Source organism: Novipirellula methanifontis, from assembly GCF_052161655.1.
Classification (GTDB): Bacteria; Planctomycetota; Planctomycetia; order Pirellulales; family Pirellulaceae; genus Novipirellula.
Genome location: NZ_CP197418.1, coordinates 4,294,028 through 4,311,147 on the forward strand (window position 1 = coordinate 4,294,028; position 17,120 = coordinate 4,311,147).

At 55.9% G+C, this 17,120-nt stretch carries 11 protein-coding genes; 3 read left to right on the plus strand and 8 right to left on the minus strand.

Annotation, left to right across the window (positions count from 1 at the left end; genetic code table 11):
* Positions 1 to 90 precede the first annotated feature (90 nt).
* Positions 91 to 441 carry a hypothetical protein gene (locus SH528x_RS15160; protein ID WP_442511357.1) on the minus strand — a complete coding sequence of 117 codons (351 nt, stop codon included), beginning with the start codon at positions 439 to 441 and terminating at the stop codon, positions 91 to 93.
* 509 nt (positions 442 to 950) lie between these two features.
* Between SH528x_RS15160 and SH528x_RS15165 the strand changes: the two genes are divergently transcribed.
* Positions 951 to 2,297: an integron integrase gene (locus tag SH528x_RS15165; protein WP_442511358.1), complete on the plus strand. Its 1,347-nt coding sequence runs from the start codon at positions 951 to 953 to the stop codon at positions 2,295 to 2,297.
* Positions 2,298 to 5,204: 2,907 nt separating this feature from the next.
* Here SH528x_RS15165 and SH528x_RS15170 read toward each other — a convergent pair.
* Both SH528x_RS15170 and SH528x_RS15175 read right to left on the minus strand, forming a co-directional pair.
* Entirely contained in the window at positions 5,205 to 5,474 is a 270-nt protein-coding gene (locus tag SH528x_RS15170) for a hypothetical protein (protein ID WP_442511359.1), read from the minus strand.
* Positions 5,475 to 5,716: 242 nt separating this feature from the next.
* Positions 5,717 to 7,384, minus strand: coding sequence for a hypothetical protein (locus SH528x_RS15175; RefSeq protein WP_442511360.1), 1,668 nt, complete (start codon positions 7,382 to 7,384; stop codon positions 5,717 to 5,719).
* Positions 7,385 to 8,533: 1,149 nt separating this feature from the next.
* On the opposite strand from SH528x_RS15175, the gene SH528x_RS15180 reads away from it, so the two are divergent.
* Positions 8,534 to 8,779 (plus strand): GxxExxY protein, encoded by a 246-nt coding sequence (locus SH528x_RS15180; protein ID WP_442511361.1) that lies wholly within the window; start codon positions 8,534 to 8,536, stop codon positions 8,777 to 8,779.
* A gap of 840 nt (positions 8,780 to 9,619) precedes the next feature.
* Here the strand turns inward: SH528x_RS15180 and SH528x_RS15185 are convergent.
* The 4 genes from SH528x_RS15185 to SH528x_RS15200 form a co-directional block, all read right to left on the minus strand.
* Positions 9,620 to 10,264 carry an ABC transporter ATP-binding protein gene (locus SH528x_RS15185; RefSeq protein WP_442511362.1) on the minus strand — a complete coding sequence of 215 codons (645 nt, stop codon included), beginning with the start codon at positions 10,262 to 10,264 and terminating at the stop codon, positions 9,620 to 9,622.
* Positions 10,261 to 11,109, minus strand: a complete 849-nt coding sequence (locus tag SH528x_RS15190) for an ABC transporter permease (protein ID WP_442511363.1) — start codon at positions 11,107 to 11,109, stop codon at positions 10,261 to 10,263. The genes SH528x_RS15185 and SH528x_RS15190 overlap by 4 nt, the downstream gene beginning before the upstream one ends.
* Before the next feature lie 102 nt (positions 11,110 to 11,211).
* Positions 11,212 to 11,937 carry a YggS family pyridoxal phosphate-dependent enzyme gene (locus SH528x_RS15195; RefSeq protein WP_442511364.1) on the minus strand — a complete coding sequence of 242 codons (726 nt, stop codon included), beginning with the start codon at positions 11,935 to 11,937 and terminating at the stop codon, positions 11,212 to 11,214.
* Positions 11,938 to 11,945: 8 nt separating this feature from the next.
* Positions 11,946 to 13,925, minus strand: coding sequence for a hypothetical protein (locus SH528x_RS15200; RefSeq protein WP_442511365.1), 1,980 nt, complete (start codon positions 13,923 to 13,925; stop codon positions 11,946 to 11,948).
* 113 nt (positions 13,926 to 14,038) lie between these two features.
* Here SH528x_RS15200 and SH528x_RS15205 point away from each other — a divergent pair, with 113 nt between their 5' ends.
* Positions 14,039 to 15,205, plus strand: coding sequence for a YdjY domain-containing protein (locus SH528x_RS15205; protein ID WP_442511366.1), 1,167 nt, complete (start codon positions 14,039 to 14,041; stop codon positions 15,203 to 15,205).
* A 785-nt stretch (positions 15,206 to 15,990) separates the two neighbouring features.
* On the opposite strand, the gene SH528x_RS15210 is transcribed toward SH528x_RS15205, so the two are convergent.
* Positions 15,991 to 16,908, minus strand: a complete 918-nt coding sequence (locus SH528x_RS15210) for a TIM barrel protein (RefSeq protein WP_442511367.1) — start codon at positions 16,906 to 16,908, stop codon at positions 15,991 to 15,993.
* Positions 16,909 to 17,120 lie beyond the last annotated feature (212 nt).

Sequence of the window (17,120 nt, forward strand, 5' to 3'; positions counted from 1 at the left end):
TTCATTGTCGGCGAACGGTAGAAATCACGGGGAACGGGCGAACGGCTTGCAAGCAGACGAGAAAACAGACCACCCGTTCTCCCGTGCATTTCATGGTTCGCCGCCTCGCTGGTCATTGAGTTGGGATTTGATGGTCCATGACGCATCGCGTAAGACAAGGTCAGGTTCACCATAGTATCGATTGCCTCGATCCACACGTCCAACGACGTCAATCACGTCGCCAATTTCGGGCCAATCGAATCGTCCAGTCGGGCGAGTCTGCATCATAATCGCCGTATCGCCCAACAGAATAACCTCGCCAGGTTTGTCCCAACCGTCGAACGCTGCAGTGAACCTCACGCGGTTTCCAATATTGTCTTCAAACGCTGAGGCAGAGTCAATTTTTACGGGAAAACTTACGTAAGAAGCGATGATAAACAATGTGATAAGGACGCAGGACATTATTGCTGCCACGAACCTGCGTTGTCGGTTGTTGAGCCAAGTCATTGTTTCATGCGTCGGCGAACTTATGTTTCTGCGGTGGGTCAGGGTGAGAATAAGCCGTTTTGGGGTGTTCTCACCGGTTTTTAGACTTGTTCTCACGGTGTGCCCCCTCACTGGAGTGGGCGACCGCGATCGCTATTCTCACCCGCTGCGGGGCGGGTGTCAAGCTTGTTCTCACCCTGGTGCCCATCAAGTAGAGGGACTCGGAAAATGGTTTGTTAGATTGCCCACTGCGACTCACTTTCGCGTCAGCTGCCTGATTGGACTGCAAGCATTTGACGCGGAGACTACTTTGCGATAGCAAAGCAATTGATCGAACTTGAGAAGTAGTGCGCCGAGATCGCTTGCAGCAGTGGTAGGATGCGGGGCTTGGAAGTTGACAAGGAGGCCGGCTTTGGATTTTTTGCGCAAACGCTGGTGCGGGGCAGTTGGCATCGGGCATGCGAAGCTTGCAGGGGGGAGTCACGATGGCATCGCAACTTTACATCAAACCAGGGTCGATGGAGCAGGAATTGAAGTGGGCCAAGATTTGGTTCAAGCAATTCTCGACGTTCCTGGGGCGCGACGGCTGGGACAGCCCGCGGCGAACCGAGTTTACTGCGGAGCAATTGATTGAGTTTCTTAAAAGTAAGCGGGACGCGAACTTCCCCGCTTGGAAACGAATGAAGATTATTCGCGGGTTGATGGTCTATCGCCGATTGGTACTGCACAAACCGGACGATGACCTGGAGCCGGTGCGGAAGAAGATGGTGCAGATCATTGCGTTCGAGCGTAGCCGTGACGAGGGCTACGGATCGATCGAAGAGTCGGGTGGCAAAATCAATCCACGAGAACCTGACGCGATCCAAGAGCTCCGCCGGGCAATGCGGCGGGCGGGATTGGCGATCAAGACGGAGCGGGCTTATGTGTCGAAATTGAAGGCATTTATGGCTGCGCGTGCTCTGACTTGTCTGGCCGATTTCGAGAACATTACCGAGTTGGACGTCGAGGCTCATTTGACCGACTTGGCCGTCGATGGCAACGTTGCGCCGGAAACGCAAAATGTGGCCTTTCATGCCTTGCGAAAATTCTTTGACGTGGTGCTGAAGCGGGAATTGGGCAGCATCGAGGCCATCCGGGCGACCAAGGGAGGCATGATTCCCACGGTGATGAGTACGTCGGAGGTGAGCAAGGTGTTTGAGGGACTGAGCGGCGTGCATTTGGTGATCGCTCAGATATTGTACGGCTGCGGGATGCGGATCAGCGAAGCGATTCGGCTGCGGGTCAAGGACCTCGATTTTGACAATCGGCGTGTGGAGATCCATCAATCCAAAGGGGGCAAAAGCCGAGTCGTTCCGATGCCGGAGGAATTAGTCGAGGTGCTCAGGCGATACATGGCAAGCCGGGCGGCACTGCATGAACATGACTTGGCCGACGGGACGGCCTCGGTGTGGTTGCCGCATGCATTGTCGAGGAAGTACCCGTCGGCGCATCGTGAATTTCGCTGGCAGTATCTGTTTGCGTCATCGCGGTTCTCGCGTGATCCGCGATCGGGGGATTTGCATCGGCATCATTTGCACCGCGATACGTTTCCGCCTCATTTGCGACGGGCGGTGGAGGCGGCGGGATTGACCAAACATGTGACCAGTCACACGTTCCGCCACTGCTTCGCGACTCATTTGTTGTGGACAGGCACGGATATTCGCCAGATCCAACAATTACTCGGACATGCCGACATCAAGACAACGCAAATCTATACGCACGTGGATAATCGCATCGGCCCCGTAGTCGTCAGCCCACTGGATCGGTTGATGGCGGATGCGGTGGGGGAGTGAGGAGTGAGGAGTGAGGAGTGAGGAGTGAGGAGTGAGGAGTGAGGAGTGAGGAGTGAGGAGTGAGGAGTGAGGAGTGAGGAGTGAGGAGTGAGGAGTGAGGAGTGAGGAGTGAGGAGTGAGGAGTGTGAAAAAGATAAATTGACAATTGTAAATTTGAAATTGGTGCGATGGATGACGAGACTGGAAGGGAACTAGGAAAAAATCATTGAACAGGAGTTAAGGGAGATAACAGAGAAAGAGGTGACTGGTGACTCTGTTTCCTCTGTTCGCTTCTGTTCAAAAAGACCGCGCAACCGTTCGACCCACACTTTTGTTTGCGGCCGAAAACGCTTGCAAAAAGAAATCATGTGCAGCAAGGAAACGCGGAGATTGAAAAAGTTAAATTGACAATTGTAAATTTGAAATTGGTGCGATGGATGACGAGCCTGGAAGGGGACTAGGAAAAAATCATTGAACAGGAGGTAAGGGAGATAACAGAGAAAGAGGTGACTGGTGACTCTGTTTGCTCTGTTCGCTCCTGTTCAAAAAGACCGCGCAACCGTTCGAACCACACTTTCGTTTGCGGCGGAAAACGCTTGCAAAAAGAAATCATGTGCAGCAAGGAAACGCGGAGATTGAAAAAGTTAAATTGACAATTGTAAATTTGAAATTGGTGCGATGGATGACGAGCCTGGAAGGGATGCTCCTCCCAGGCTGGAAGCCTAGGCTACGTGGACCTTCGTTTCGCCCGTAGTGGATCTTGCTAAAGATCCTCATGCGGTAGGATCTTTAGCAAGATCCACTACGCTGAGGCCGACTCGGTTCCCAGGCTGGAAGCCCAGGATACGTGGACCTTCGGTATCTTAGGTGGCACTCCGCTGAGTTCCACCGCTGTCGGCCTGTTGAGTTAGTCGAAATGTAGATTGCAGTGGTGAGCCGTGGGCCGTAAGGCACCGGGTAATGCGAGGTACCCAGTCGCTCACGCGCAAGCGGCTCACTAAATCAACAGGCCGCGATGGCGAAAACGGATTATTGAGGATCCGAATCGCCGTTGCAAGCAAATTGTTTGAAAAAAGTGTTTGCTGCTGCGCAGGCAAGATGCGCGAGATGATTGGGAGCGAAGGAAATCTTTGAACAGGAGGTAAGGGAGGGAACGGAGAAGAAGGTGACTTGTGACTCTGTTTCCTCTGTTCGCTCCTGTGCAAATGGACCTCGCAACCTACGCTTGCGTCTGCAGCGGAGGGTCGGTTGCTCGGACGAGATTAGGATTAAGAGTACGATTAAGATTAAGAATCAGCTTGGTGACGAGGAGTGATTGAAAAGACGTCGTGCGGAGGGATCTTTAGCAAGATCCACTACGGAGGGTGGCGTTGGTAGCGGGCTGTTCGCCGCGCTGCCCGGGCAAGCCGGGGGGAAGCGGAATTGATGGCGGTTCGAGTGAGCCGGAGGCAGGCCCTCACCCGGACGAGGCCTAAAGGGCCCGTCCGACCTCTCCCGTGCTGCGCTCGGGAGAGGTGGCAGGAACGGGCGAGGCCCGAGACGCTCGGGAAATTCGATCGTGCTAAGGTATGTATACGCGGAGGTTGGTGCCGGAGGTTTGGTAGGAAAATGGAGGTAAGAAGATGATGATTTTCGAAAGGTAGGAGTGATGTCCGTCAGCTGCAGCATTTCCGTTGCCAAGCTTCAACTGAAGAGCTTCGAAGTCAACTTGCACGACTCTTCCAATTCAGCCCCCTGCGTGCGATCCACTGGGGCCACATCGCCCGTCACCAGGTAACTTTCACTACGATCCCCGGTCATCGGTGAGCCGTCTTATCTTCCTACCTCCATCTTCCTACCAAAAATTTTCTCGCTTGCGAATTTGGGGTAGTAGGGCCCGTGGCTAATGCCATCGGATCGCGGGTCCCGCCTGCTGTGAACGAGCGGATTGGAAAAGTCCGAATGGCAAAGGTTGAAGGTCGTCGTGGGGTGGGATCTTTAGCAAGATCCACTACGGAGGGTGGCGTTGGTAGCGGGCTGTTTGGGCAAGCCGGGCGGACGGGGAATTGATGGGCGGTGCGAGTGAGCCGGAGGCAGGCCCTCACCCGGACGAGGCCTGAAGGGCCCGTCCGACCTCTCCCGTGCTGCGCTCGGGAGAGGTAGCAGATGGAAGTGGTGAACGTATTGTTTCCTGTCGCCCCTCACCAGGTAACTTTCACCACGATCGCCGGTCATCGTTGAGCCGTCTTATCTTCCTACCTCCATCTTCCTACCAATATTTTCTCGCTTGCGAATTCGGGGTAGCAAGGCCCTTGGTTAATACAGTCGGATCGCGGGGCTCGCCTGCTGTGAACGAGCGGATTGGAAAAGTCCGATTGGCAAAGGTTGAAGAGCGTTGTGGGGTGGGATCTTTGGCAAGATCCACTACGGAGGGTCGCGTTGGTAGCGGGCTGTTGGGGCAAGCCGGGCGGACAGGGAATTGATGGACGGTTCGAGTGAGCCGGAGGCAGGCCCTCACCCGGACGAGGCCTAAAGGGCCCGTCCGACCTCTCCCGTGCTGCGCTCGGGAGAGGTGGCAGATGGAAGAGGGGCCACTGGTTAATATCGCCCCTCACCAGGTAACTTTCGCCACGATCGCCGGTCATCGGTGAGCCGTCTTATCTTCCTACCTCCATGTTCCTACCAGAAATTTCCTCGCTTGCGAATTTGGGGTAGCAGGGCCCGCGGCTAACGCGGTCCGATTGCCGATTGTGCATGATGTGAAGCGGAGTCGTGATTGAATATGCTCGATTGGCAAAGGTTGAAGATCGTCGTGGGGTGGGATCTTTAGCAAGATCCACTACGGGAATTGTCTCTGGCTGTGTGCGTTGAGGGGAGAGCAATCATTTGCGTTCATTCGCGGGGGCCTTTGTTTTTGACGGCGTTGCTTTCGCATGCGCGCAAGACGACTCATCCGATGGCGTCGGTCATTCCTGTCGCCCCTTTCGGGGCTTTCATTCTTGGTTCGTTCCGTAACCCACGGCTCACGCCGTGGGCTACAGCATGCCGTCCCTGTTGGGACTTGGTGATGATGGTTGATGCGTGCAATTGCACGCTGGGGTTTCTCTTTGTTGCCGTAACGATGGCACGAATGGAAAAATTGAAAAGAGTAAACTGATAATTGTAAATTTTAAATTGAATGAGTGGGGCGATCCGGCGGGAGCGAAAAGGAAAAATCATTGAACAGGAGTTAAGGGAGAGAACTGAGATGAGGTGACTTGTAACTCTGTTTTCTCTGTTCGCTCCTGTTCAAATAGACCGCGCAACCTACGCTTGCGTCTGCTGCGGGTTGCGGTTGCTGGAAAGATCAGGGGGAATGCTTTGATGGCGAACGGGGAGTTTGAAAATGTTAAATTGACAATTGTAAATTGAGGACTGGAAGGGATGCTGATGACAGGCTGGAAGCCTATCCCACATTGGATTTAGAGGCCGCGTTTGAAATGCGGTGATGCGGCGGCGTGTGGGGTTGATCGGAGTAGTCTTCGATGCACTCCCGTTTTCATTGTGGTGATCGCTAGCCCAATCGCGAAACAGGTTAGGCCTGATTGCAACGGCACATTGCTCTGCCGAAACACGCCCGCTTCGTAACCGTCCCAGGAAAGCAGCACGCATAAGCCAATCGCTGGTACTGCGGCAATGTACAGCCAGCCTATTCTTCGCACGATCCACAGGTATGCAAACGCAAAAATGCTTATCGCGATCAGGGCAATCAGGATCCGGCGGTCGGGGGTGCCGCCGAGATACCATGCCACTAATCCGCCACTTGCGATAACCTTAAATATGGCTGAAATGTGACGTAAAAACGTTGCAAACTCGCTCTCGTAGACCGCGCCGATCGCCATCATCGACGCTACCGCAAAAACGCTGGCGATGATGAGCCCCAATACGCTCTCGTCGTACGTGTTGCCGGCCATCACAATGGCTACGCTGCTGATGATGGCGACTGCGGACCAACCGACGTCGCTTCGCCAGACGCGTAGGCAAACCACGGCACTGATCAGCGACGCGAGTGCGAGAAACATCCAGTTCTGAACGCCGTGTTCTTGCAGTGTTTGCGGCAAGACGGCGAAGATGCCCATCGCGATGATCGACCCGATCATGCCATACTCGACGTACGCGACTCGCCGGACGGCGAGGTACAGATAAAAGAGGACCAGCATCAACAGCGCCACGGTACTGGCGGAGCCGAACGCAAACCGCAAGTCGGATTGGATGGGCAGGTAGGTCATGCCGTTGTGCGACATTCCGCAAAGCAGCATTAGCGGTGCGGCCGCCATGGTGCTCCAGGCGAACCGGGGGCGTACGCGTTTTGCATCGATCTCGGCTAACAGAACCAGGATCGCAAACACAATCGGCAGTAGCAGAAACGGTTCAAACCGCACGGACGTCCCGCGAAACCCAAACGACATCCAAATTGCGTGGGTGCGGATCGCAGCGAGCACTACCAGGATGACAAACGCACTGAGCGGATAGTAGGGCCACTGCCACGGCGTCCCGTTGTGACGCACTCGCCGGCGGCCTTTGGACATGGTCGGTGAGAGCATCAGCAGTCCGGCGGCGATCAGGACCGAGTACAGCGGGGCTCCCCAATTCGCGAGCTCGTCGTGCCGATGGACGACGGCATAGCCCAAGGCGATCGGGGCGGCGAAAAAGACCAGCAGCAATGTGTAGTAGGAACTGCGGTACCAAAAGGGGAAACAGATCTTGGTCGCGTGGATCACCGATTCGCTGATCAAGACGGCGAACAGGAATCCGATGCTCAGGATCTGGGTGGCAGTGTCCCACTGGGTGATCGCTAATTCGTCCAACGAGGTCGAGAGGGCGACGAGGCTAATGATGACGACAAGAAAAATGGAGCGAGCATCTTGCCAAACTTTGCAAATTCGGATGACGGCGACACAGGTGACAGCCATCAAAAGGGTGTAGGCGGCAATGCCACCACTAAGCGAAAGCGACCGAGAGAGCAGGTCGCCGGCAGAGACGGTTGCAGTTTGCAAACCGTACAGAATGAGGAAACAGCTGATGAGATAGAACGGGTTTTGCGTGTACAAAAACCGTCCCAACGAGTGAAGTTGCGAACCGCGAGCCATGATCAATCTCCCGCAATAATGAAAAGAATTGTTCGGGAATGACTTCGCAGCGTTCCAAAGGCCCGTTAAGCAAGTAGGCAGGAATCATCGGGGAAAATCCCATTAGCCGTTTTGGCGTTAGCCCCGGTTCAGTGACGGAACCGTGGCTAGCGCCAATACGGCCAATTGACTGAAAGACTCCTGCCTCACTGCCTAGTTGATCGTGATTCCTCGCAGTCGGTTGATGGGAAGCGTGGGCGGTGATTGGAATAAAGAAAAGTGCGGAAGCGATTTCCGAACGATTCCCTCCGTGATCCCATCAATGAAAATGCGACGGGAACCGGTGTTGGTGGAAATCGTCCAGCGAGCTTGGTAGACAAGAATTCGCAATGGTGTTGTTACGAATCGGGGGTGGAGAGGGTTCGTTTTTTATGGGAGTTGGGAGTGCCGTCTTATTTTCCTACCTCCATTTTCCTACAAAATTTCCTCGCTTGCGAATTCGGGGTAGCAGGGACGGCGGCTAACGCCGTCGGATGGTGGATAACGCACGTTGTGAAGCGAGAGAAGATTGAAAAAGTTAAATTGATAATTGCAAATTGAAAAATGAATGAAGATGTGTTCGGCGGGATGCGGGAAGGGAAACATATTGAACAGGAGATAAGGGAGAGAACAGAGAAGAGGTGATTTGTGACTCTGTTTCCTCTGTTTGCTCCTGTTTAAATAGACCGCGCAATCTGCGATTGCGTCTGCGGCCGGTTGCATATGCTGTGATGCGGAGTCGTGATTGAATATGCTTGATTGAGAGTGGTTGACGGTCCTCGTGGGGAGGGATCTTTAGCAAGATCCACTACGAGATGTTTTCTTTGGCTGAGTGCGATGGTAGCTGCCAGTTGCCGGATCCCCCCCGGGCAAGCCGGGTGGAAGCGGAAGCGATGTGCGGTGCGAGTGAGCTGGAGGCAGGCCCTCACCCGGACGAGGCCTGAAGGGCCCGTCCGACCTCTCCCTAAACTGCGTTTGGGAGAGGTGGCAGGGAAGGAGGAGGGGAGTGTACGAAGGCTGAAACGCTAGGGAAATTTGATTGTGTTAAGTTATGTCGATGCGGTGGTTGGAGCCGCAGGTTTGGTAGGAAAATGGAGGTAAGAAGATGATGACTTACGAAAGGCCGGCGTGATGCCCGTTAGCTGCAGCATTTCCATTGGCAAGCTTACAACTGACGAGCTTCGGGATCTCGATTACCGAGTGATGCAGCATGCATTTGACTCACAGAACGAATTGGGACGATTAGCGGATGAGCGAATCTACCAAGCGGATCTAGCTGCCAGGTTACAGTCAGCGGGGATGATGGTGAGCCGTGAGGTTGAGCTACAACTTGTGCATCGCGAGTTCCGCAAGACGCTCACGTTGGACAGTTACTGACTTACCTACACCTGCTCGATCTACCGCGGGGGAAACTGATCAATTTTCGTTCTGCGAATGTCGAGTCTCAATTTGTCAACGCGCCGCTCGATTGGGAGCAGCGTCGTTCATTCAAAGTTAATGACGTTGAATTTGATGGAGACCATCGGTTTCGAGATAGCGTCGTTGGCCTACTACGTGACTGGGGCACATCGCTCACCTTGTCGCTATATCAAGAAGCAGTCGTGTTCCTGCTTGGAGGCGTTGAGGCTGTCGAAGCAATGCTGCCCATTAATCGCAACGGCAATTTTCTTGGCAGACAGCGTTACCATCTGGCCGCGCCCAACACTGCATTCAAAATAACCGCTATGAACCGCGATACGTCAGCATATCGAACTCAACTTGCACGACTCATCCATTTCAGCCCTCTGCGTGCGATCCATTGGATCAACATCGCCCACCAGTAGGTAACATTCACCACGATCGCTGGTCATCGTTGAGCCGTCTTATCTTCCTACCTCCATCTTCCTACCAAAAAATTTTCCCGCTTGCAAATATTGGGAGCAAGGCCCGCGGCTAACGCCGTCGGCTCACAAAGTCCGTTCCGCCCGGACGAGCCGGGCGGAAGCGAAGATGATGGGCGGTGCGAATGAGCCGGAGGCAGGCCCTCACCCGGACGAGGCCTGAAGGGCCCGTCCGACCTCTCCCTAAACTGCGTTTGGGAGAGGTGCAGGGAAGAGGGGCCGGCGGTGTTCGCTTCGTTCGGCCGCGGGCTAGTCTCTGTAACGACTCCGGTGGAAATGTGTGTCTTGGAAACTAGCCTTTTTGAGCGAGATTCATTACGGGGTCTGGTTGGGATCTTTAGCAAGATCCACTACGGAGGGCGCCGTTGGCTAGGGTGAAGTGGCGGTCGGCTAGGGCGGCGGTTTCTTCGCGGTTGTGCGTGACGTGTAGTGTGGTGACGCCCGTCGTTGCTTTAACGTGCTCGAGTAAGTCGCTCATCTCGCACCTCGTTTCTTCGTCCAATGCACTGAGCGGTTCATCGAGTAGCAAAATCGTTGGCTGGAAGGATAACGCTCGCCCTAGTGCTACCCGTTGCCGCTCGCCGCCGCTGAGTCCACTAATCGATCGATCGACCAGCAGGCCGATGCCGAGCAGTTCGGCTAGATCCGTTGTGCGTCGTGCTATCTCCGACGCCGACCGTTTTCGCAACCGCAATGCGAATGCTAAGTGTTCGCCGACGGTGAAGGTCGGGAACAACGCTTGGTCTTGCGGGACGTAGCCGATTTGACGATCGCCGGGGGACCAGTCGGTGATGTCAATGCCGTCCAGCCGGATCGAGCCATTGGTGACTGATCGCAACCCGCAGATCGCTTCGAGGACCGTCGTTTTACCGCTGCCGGTTCGCCCCATCAGCACCGCATACTCGCCGCTGGCAATCGTGAATGACAAATCCGAGAGAACGAAGTCGCCGGAGCGGATGGTCACGTCGGAGAACTCGATCATGCCGTGCCCCGCGTGTTGAGTAGTCTCAGAAATAACAAGACCACCACGGCGATCGCGACCATCAATAACGATACCGCGACGGCGGCGTCCAGTTCGCCCGCACTAATTTCTAGATAAACGGTCGTCGATAGCACTTCGGTTTGCATCCGCGTGGCACTGGCGAAAACCAGAATCGGACCAAACTCGCCGAGCGCCCGGGCCCATGCGATGGTGGTTGCCGCGATGATGCCTCGCCACGCTTGCGGCAACGCGACTTGCCGAAACGCTTGGCCGCGTGTGCAACCGAGCGTGCGGGCGACATCTTCGGTGCGTGGATCGATCTGGTCGAACGTGACTCGCATCGTACGGATGGCAAACGAGCAAGCAATCGTGAACTGGGCCAACACCACGGCGGGCCAGTGGTAGGTGACGGGGAATCCAACTTGGTTCTTTAACAAGGATTCCAGTTCCCAACCGTAGATGGAGGTGTGAAACAGGATCAGTAAGCTGAGCCCCAGCACCAGTGGCGGCAACACCATCGGGATGTCAACGAGCGTGTCGATCAGTACACGGCCGGGAAACTTGTAGCGTGACAGTAGATACCCAAGTGGAGTGCCGACCCAAACGGACGCGATCGCGGCGACCGTGCAGGTCAGGATCGTCAATCGAATCGCCGCTTGAATCTCGGGTTTGCCAAGTGCCGCGGTGAATTCGGACCAGGATGTGAATAAAACGTCGGCGGCGATCAGTAAGACGATCAGAATGACGAAGATGGCCGAGATGCCTGACATCACCAGAAAAAACGGTGCGTCGCTGCGTCGACGTCGCACGGGGGGAGAGAGCGTTGGGGCCGGCAGTTGATCCATGTGCCGTATTTTGATGCTCAATGGGGAGGAGGGGAAGGGTTGGGAGTTGGGAGTTGTTTGCGCTGCACGTAAGATCGCGGAGCGCTCAACGACATTGGGGGATCAATGTTTTGGGAGTAGGCCTTCGAAGAGGCGGGAGCCGATGCGTACCATCGTGGCTCCTTCGGCGATCGCGGCGGCGAAATCGCCACTCATGCCCATCGATAACTCAGGCAACGTCGCGCCGGTTTGCTGTGCTAGCTCGTCTCGCAGTTCGCGCGTGGCTGCGAATTGTTGGCGTGCTGCGTCGGCATCGGTGCCCCAGCCAGCCATCGCCATCAAACCGACAATCTCGACTCCGCCCGTGTCCGTAGATTTGAGGTGTGACTCGATCATCGGACGCAGGTCTTGTGGCAGCAGGCCGGTCTTGGCTTCCTCGCCACTGATGTTCACTTCTAACAACACCTTGGTCGGAATCTGCTGCGCCGTCGCTTCTTCGACGATCGCGGTCAGCAAGCGGGGACTGTCGACGGAATGGATCATGGGATGAAACGGCAGCGAACGACGGAGCTTGTTCCGCTGCAAGTGTCCGATCAAATGCCAACGCACATCGTCAGGAAAAACAACTTCTTCGTTCTTTTTCCAAAGTACTTGCGGACGATTTTCGCCGAGGACGTGGCATCCCGCGTTGACCAGCGCCAGCGTCATCTCGGCATCGACGTACTTGGTGACGCCGATGATCGTGACCGAGTCCAGCGGGCGATGGGCGGCTGTCGTGGCTGCATGGACGTCGCGCTGTACCGCTTGCCAATTTTCGGCTAATCGAGCTTGCGAGTTGGGTTCAATCATGATTCCGCTCAATCATCGATATGCTCGGCGTCGTCCACGGTGACCAATTCATCGTAGATTCCTTCGCCCTGATCAAATTTGGCTGCAAAGAAATCGGCAATCAAGTGTTTGCCCAGAACGGTTCGGCAACGACGCCCGCCGAGTGAACGATAGACCATCCATTGCTCCGAACCGACTTGGACGCGGAACCCCGCGGCTTCGTGATGTTCGCAAGTCCGGCGTTCATCGGCGATGGTTAATTGTCGCCACGTCCGTTTGCGGTTGAAACGTCTTTGCTGCAGATCAAACCAGAGCGGGACATACAACGCTCCGGTGCCTTCGGCAGTCCAAACCAAGTGCTCGTCCTCGCTGGCCGACAGCTTTGTGGTGGTAGGGCCGATCCGCCATTCGGATGCGGACAACGGCATCACGACGGCACTTCGTTGACCGTCACACAAATAGATTTCGCGAGTCTCTTTTTCTAGCTCGGGCGACACCCCGGATGCGACGGGGATGCGGGTCGAGTAACGGATCTTTTGCGAAAGCGTATCGGGTTCTTGCCGGTTTGTCGGCAGCACACCGTCGGCGAACATCAGGCAGCGGTCGGTGCGAATCAGCATCACTTGCCGCTGCAATACCACTCCGCCCGTCCAATCTTGTTCGATTTCGATGAAGTGCACATCGTCGTCGGTGTACTCACAAACGACTGTCCAATCGCCGGCGGCAGACTGTGGGTCGCCGTTGATTTCGATCGAGGTTTGGACTTGGCCCGAAATGATTTGGGTGCGACCTGCAAAAATTTCGAGATCGTTGTGTTCGCCAGCGTAGTGCAGGTGCGTCCGTCCTCGCCGCACATCCCATTCGGGCAGCATGATGGCGAGCTTGGCATCTTCGTTATGCAGGAATGACTCGGGCAGGCAGACTTCCCAGGCCAATCGTCCGCCGGTGTGGCCAAGCCCCAAGGCGGCTTCGGTGGCCGGACGCAGCGTTTCAGGATCCAAGGTGATCGCGCGCTCGAGTAGCCCTGTTTTGCCCAGATCGGCTTTCACGTCTTTGCGGCTCAGAGGACTGAGAGCCGAAGTGCCGTGATGCGTGGTCATCGCGGCGACCCAGGTTGCGATTTGATCTGCGACGGCGTGCCACGATTTGTGAAACTTCTTTGTCGTGGTCGACTTCACAATCGCTTGGCACCGCAATAGGGAACCGAGCATCAAGCGAGTGATCGTTCCATTGGCTTGCGTATTTGGGCCTTTGGCGAGTGCATTGGGGATCGCGTCTTCTTCGTGGTCACACCATTGTGCCAGAGCTTCGATCGCTGATTTCTGAGCCCGTTTGCAAGACGGCAACTCAGCGAGTCGCCATGCCAGGGTCAAACCGAGTTCCGCGCCGACGATCAAGTGAGCGGGCGAATCGGGCGAATGGGCTTGTAGTACCAGTTCGCGGAACCGTTGCAGTGACCCGAGCAATTCCCACCACAGTGCCGGTTCGAGCTTTTTGCTGAGCAGCGGCATCGCGCCGGCCCAGACCACCGCGTCTTGGCACGACAGTGCGGACATGTCGCCGTGATCCAATTGGGCGATCATTTCAGTGGTTGCGGAAACTAAATCCAAGGGGCGAGTCGATTGACGTCGCGTCGGTTTCTGGTCACACGCCAAATGGCTGAGCGACATTCGCACCGGATCGATCGCCGTGCCTAACGCCGTAGCGACACCCCAGCGATAAACGGTCCCGTCAATCGCTGCTTTGCCAAACACATGCTTGACGGGCGTCTCTTTCGTGTGGGATTCGATCTTTTTGCGTAAACGTTTCCAATTTTCATCGGACATTGGCGTGGGGGCGACATTCTCGCTGGCAGACGCGTTTGCCTGTTCGTCGGCCGTCACGACCACGTTTGCGGCCTTTTGGCGAGTCGATTTTTTTGACTTTGTTTTCGCAGGGGATGCCGGTTGACCATTGGAGGGTGCGGGGGAAGTCGAGGCGTTTTCGGCCTCCGTGGTTCTTGTCGACATGGGCTATAATGCGATCGCTGAAAAGTATCGTTTTGGTGTCAGGTTGACTGACGTATAACTTACTCATTCAGCCCCATGACGCTAGCGCTTCCTACCCACTCGATCGACACGCAATGCCCTATTTTGCCAAGACTCCGCCGACGTCCACCCTGCTTGTAGCTTTCGCTGTCACCCTAGCGGTTGGGTGCGGCAGCGAATCGGCGACCCCCGAGCGCGCCGAGTCGCCTGCGTCCGCGAAGACGCCAATCACGCAAAACAAGGGAAATGCGGCTAAATCTGCAGCCGATGTCGCGGCAACGCCCGGTCCGGTTGTTGAAAGCGAAGCGGCGTCCGACGCGGATGTGGCGAAGCAAACCGAGCCCGGTGGGCTGCGTCAGTTGCCGATGGCCGATGAAAATTCGAAAGATGAAGATTTAGTGAAGGAGACTGCGAGCGGTAAGACAAGCCCCGAGTCCAATGCCGGGGCGAGCGGCAAGCCGGCGGCCGATGTCGTTGCGGAGGAAACGGAGCCACCGATGGAGGAGCCTGAGCCGCAAATGTCGCCCGAGGAATTCTTGACTAAGCAGTTTTTGCCGCCACCGGGGGCGAAACGCTTGAGTCAGGAGTCGCTGTTGTGGGTCGACCGCAAATCGAATCGCGTTTACATCGACGGTTACGTGGCGATCGATCGTGGGGCGCTGGAGATGTTTGCGTGTCCGGTCGGCAGCAAAGAGCATGAGTCGATCGTGGCGGTGGTGGCGAAATCGAGCGAGGTACACGCGGCTTTGTTGGTCGTCGGCGCGAAAACGGGAACGACGGCGATGTTCACACCCAATTTTGTGCCGCCGACGGGCCAGGCGATCCGAGTCTGGGTCAGCTGGCGTGACAAGCAGGGCAAATTTCACGTCGAAGACGCGCGGCGTTGGGTGCAAGACACTGAGTCCAAGGAATCGGTCGAGGCCGACTGGGTGTTCGCCGGAAGCGGGTTTTACAAGGACGAAGAGGATGGACGCGAATATTACCGAGCGGACGGAGGCGACATGATCTGCGTCTCGAACTTTAGCACCGCGATGATGGATTTGTCGTTGGCTAGTAGTGCCGATGCCGACTCGTTGTTGTTCCGCCCGTTCGAAGGCCGGGTGCCTGAGCGTGGGACGCCGCTGCGATTGATCTTGATGCCGATTCCAGTGCCGACCGACGGGCCGCCGCCTGAGTTGACGCCCGAGCAGGATCCGAATGTGAAACCGAAGGAAACGGTTTTGCCTGTTAGGAAGTCTGGTCCTGTGAGCCGTGGGCCGTAAGGCACCGGGTAGCCGCACACCCATTGTCGGCCAGCTTTCCAAGCTGGAACTGCGAGCGGCGAACGTCGTGTCCACATCGAACGTGGGTTTACTCTCGCATCGACGGTAAAACGTGACGCACGCCAACGGCTTGGAAAGCCGAGCGACAATTGGGCCTGTGAGCCGTGGGCCGTGAGGCACCGGGTAACCGCGCAACCATTGTCGGCCAGCTTTCCAAGCTGGAACCGCTAGCGGCGAACGTCGCGTTCAAATCGGACGTGGCCTCTCTCTCGCATCGACGGTAAAACGTGACGCACGCCAACGGCTTGGAAAGCCGAGCGACAATCGGCCGGGCTCCGTGGGCCGTAAGGCACCGGGTACCACGCGCAACCATTGTCGGCCAGCTTTCCAAGCTGGAACCGCGAGTGGCGAACGTCGCATCCAAATCGAACGTGGCCGCTCTCTCTCGCATCGACGGTAAAACTCAACGCACGCCAACGGCTTGGAAAGCCGAGCGACATTTGGCGGGGCCCTGTGGGCCGTAAGGCTCCGGGTAGCCACGCACACCCATTGTCGGCCAGCTTTCCAAGCTGGACCGCCGGCGTCGAACGTGGCCTCTCTCTCGTGTCGACCGTAAAACTCGACGCACGCCAACGGCTTGGAAAGCCGAGCGACAATTGGCTCGCGAAATCAACAAACGAAAAAAGGCCGGTAACACTTGAGTGTGTTATCGGCCTTTTTGTATTTGTCTGACCCGAAACTCTTGGCGAGTTTCGCTACTTTGAGATTAACTTCCCAATAGCAACTTAGGTTGCTGGGGTTGGCTCGTAAGGAACGTCTTCGATCAGGTCCATTGGCAATGGAGCGACGTGGACGCCGGCGTCACGCGAGATCGAATCGATTGCTTCTTGAGCCTTTTGAACGGTGTTTTCACGCGTTTGGCCTTTGTAACGTGACGACGATGCGGTCGGTGAAACAGGGCCCTTGTACTCAGCTGCCTTCAAGTGGCTGATCACGCTGACGTGAGCCAATCCGCCTTCTTTTTCGGGCAACACGCGATCGGTGGTCTTGGCAGTTTCGGCGGTCGCGTCACTGGCGACCGAACCCAAACGTACGGCCACGATCTTTTCTGCGTCCAAGCCGGTCAGTTGTTCCAGCGTGCCTTTGCCAACCACCCAATCAAAGGTGTCGACGATGTAGCCAATGTTGGCGGCAGGAATGCTGCTGATCAAAGCGATGAAGCCTTCGACGTCGCGAACGAATTCGAACTCTTTGCCTTCGGCCAACTCTTTGCCAGCCGAGAAGGAAACGCCCAAGCGAATTTCGCGAGGAGCGAGAACTTCAGCGATTTGGTTCAAACGAGCACGTTGAGTTTCAAAGTACTCGGGGTAGGGCAGACGGTCGGTCGCAGCGGGCAGACGTAAGTAAGCTCGCTTGACCTTCAGTTCTTTGGCGATTTCGGCCATTGGGTGCAGCGTCGCAACTTGTGCGGTGAACGTATCGTCGTCCGCGTCCAGGTTGACGCCCAAATCGAAGCCACCGATTTTGATGTCGGTTGCACGAAGGTACTTGGTGGCTTCGTCAAGACTGGTGCGTTGCGAGCGACGAAGCATGTCAGCCATGTCGACATCCATGCCGCGGAACCCGTAGGTCAACGCCAACTCGATCAATTCACTTTGACGGCCGTTGATTCCAAGTAACCAAGGTGAAAAATTCTTGAACATTCAGTTCTTCCTGCTTTTTGATGACGTTTAACGTGATTGGCTCATAGTGGTGCTGATAAAAATGGAGCCGATGGCGTTTGCCACGGGCCTCTCGACGAGAGGCCAAGCTTGTGTAGGAAGGTCCGAGGCGATCGCCTACGGCTCACGAAAACACATGGATTTTTATCAGCCAAGCCCAAGAGTATCGCAGAAACAGCCCTCCGCAGCCAAGG

Coding starts and splice junctions, on each gene's coding strand:
- SH528x_RS15160 (WP_442511357.1), bottom strand. CDS start 441: ATGTCCTGCGTCCTTATCACATTGTTTATCATCGCTTCTTACGTAAGT.
- SH528x_RS15165 (WP_442511358.1), top strand. CDS start 951: ATGGCATCGCAACTTTACATCAAACCAGGGTCGATGGAGCAGGAATTG.
- SH528x_RS15170 (WP_442511359.1), bottom strand. CDS start 5,474: ATGATTTTTCCTTTTCGCTCCCGCCGGATCGCCCCACTCATTCAATTT.
- SH528x_RS15175 (WP_442511360.1), bottom strand. CDS start 7,384: ATGGCTCGCGGTTCGCAACTTCACTCGTTGGGACGGTTTTTGTACACG.
- SH528x_RS15180 (WP_442511361.1), top strand. CDS start 8,534: ATGCCCGTTAGCTGCAGCATTTCCATTGGCAAGCTTACAACTGACGAG.
- SH528x_RS15185 (WP_442511362.1), bottom strand. CDS start 10,264: ATGATCGAGTTCTCCGACGTGACCATCCGCTCCGGCGACTTCGTTCTC.
- SH528x_RS15190 (WP_442511363.1), bottom strand. CDS start 11,109: ATGGATCAACTGCCGGCCCCAACGCTCTCTCCCCCCGTGCGACGTCGA.
- SH528x_RS15195 (WP_442511364.1), bottom strand. CDS start 11,937: ATGATTGAACCCAACTCGCAAGCTCGATTAGCCGAAAATTGGCAAGCG.
- SH528x_RS15200 (WP_442511365.1), bottom strand. CDS start 13,925: ATGTCGACAAGAACCACGGAGGCCGAAAACGCCTCGACTTCCCCCGCA.
- SH528x_RS15205 (WP_442511366.1), top strand. CDS start 14,039: ATGCCCTATTTTGCCAAGACTCCGCCGACGTCCACCCTGCTTGTAGCT.
- SH528x_RS15210 (WP_442511367.1), bottom strand. CDS start 16,908: ATGTTCAAGAATTTTTCACCTTGGTTACTTGGAATCAACGGCCGTCAA.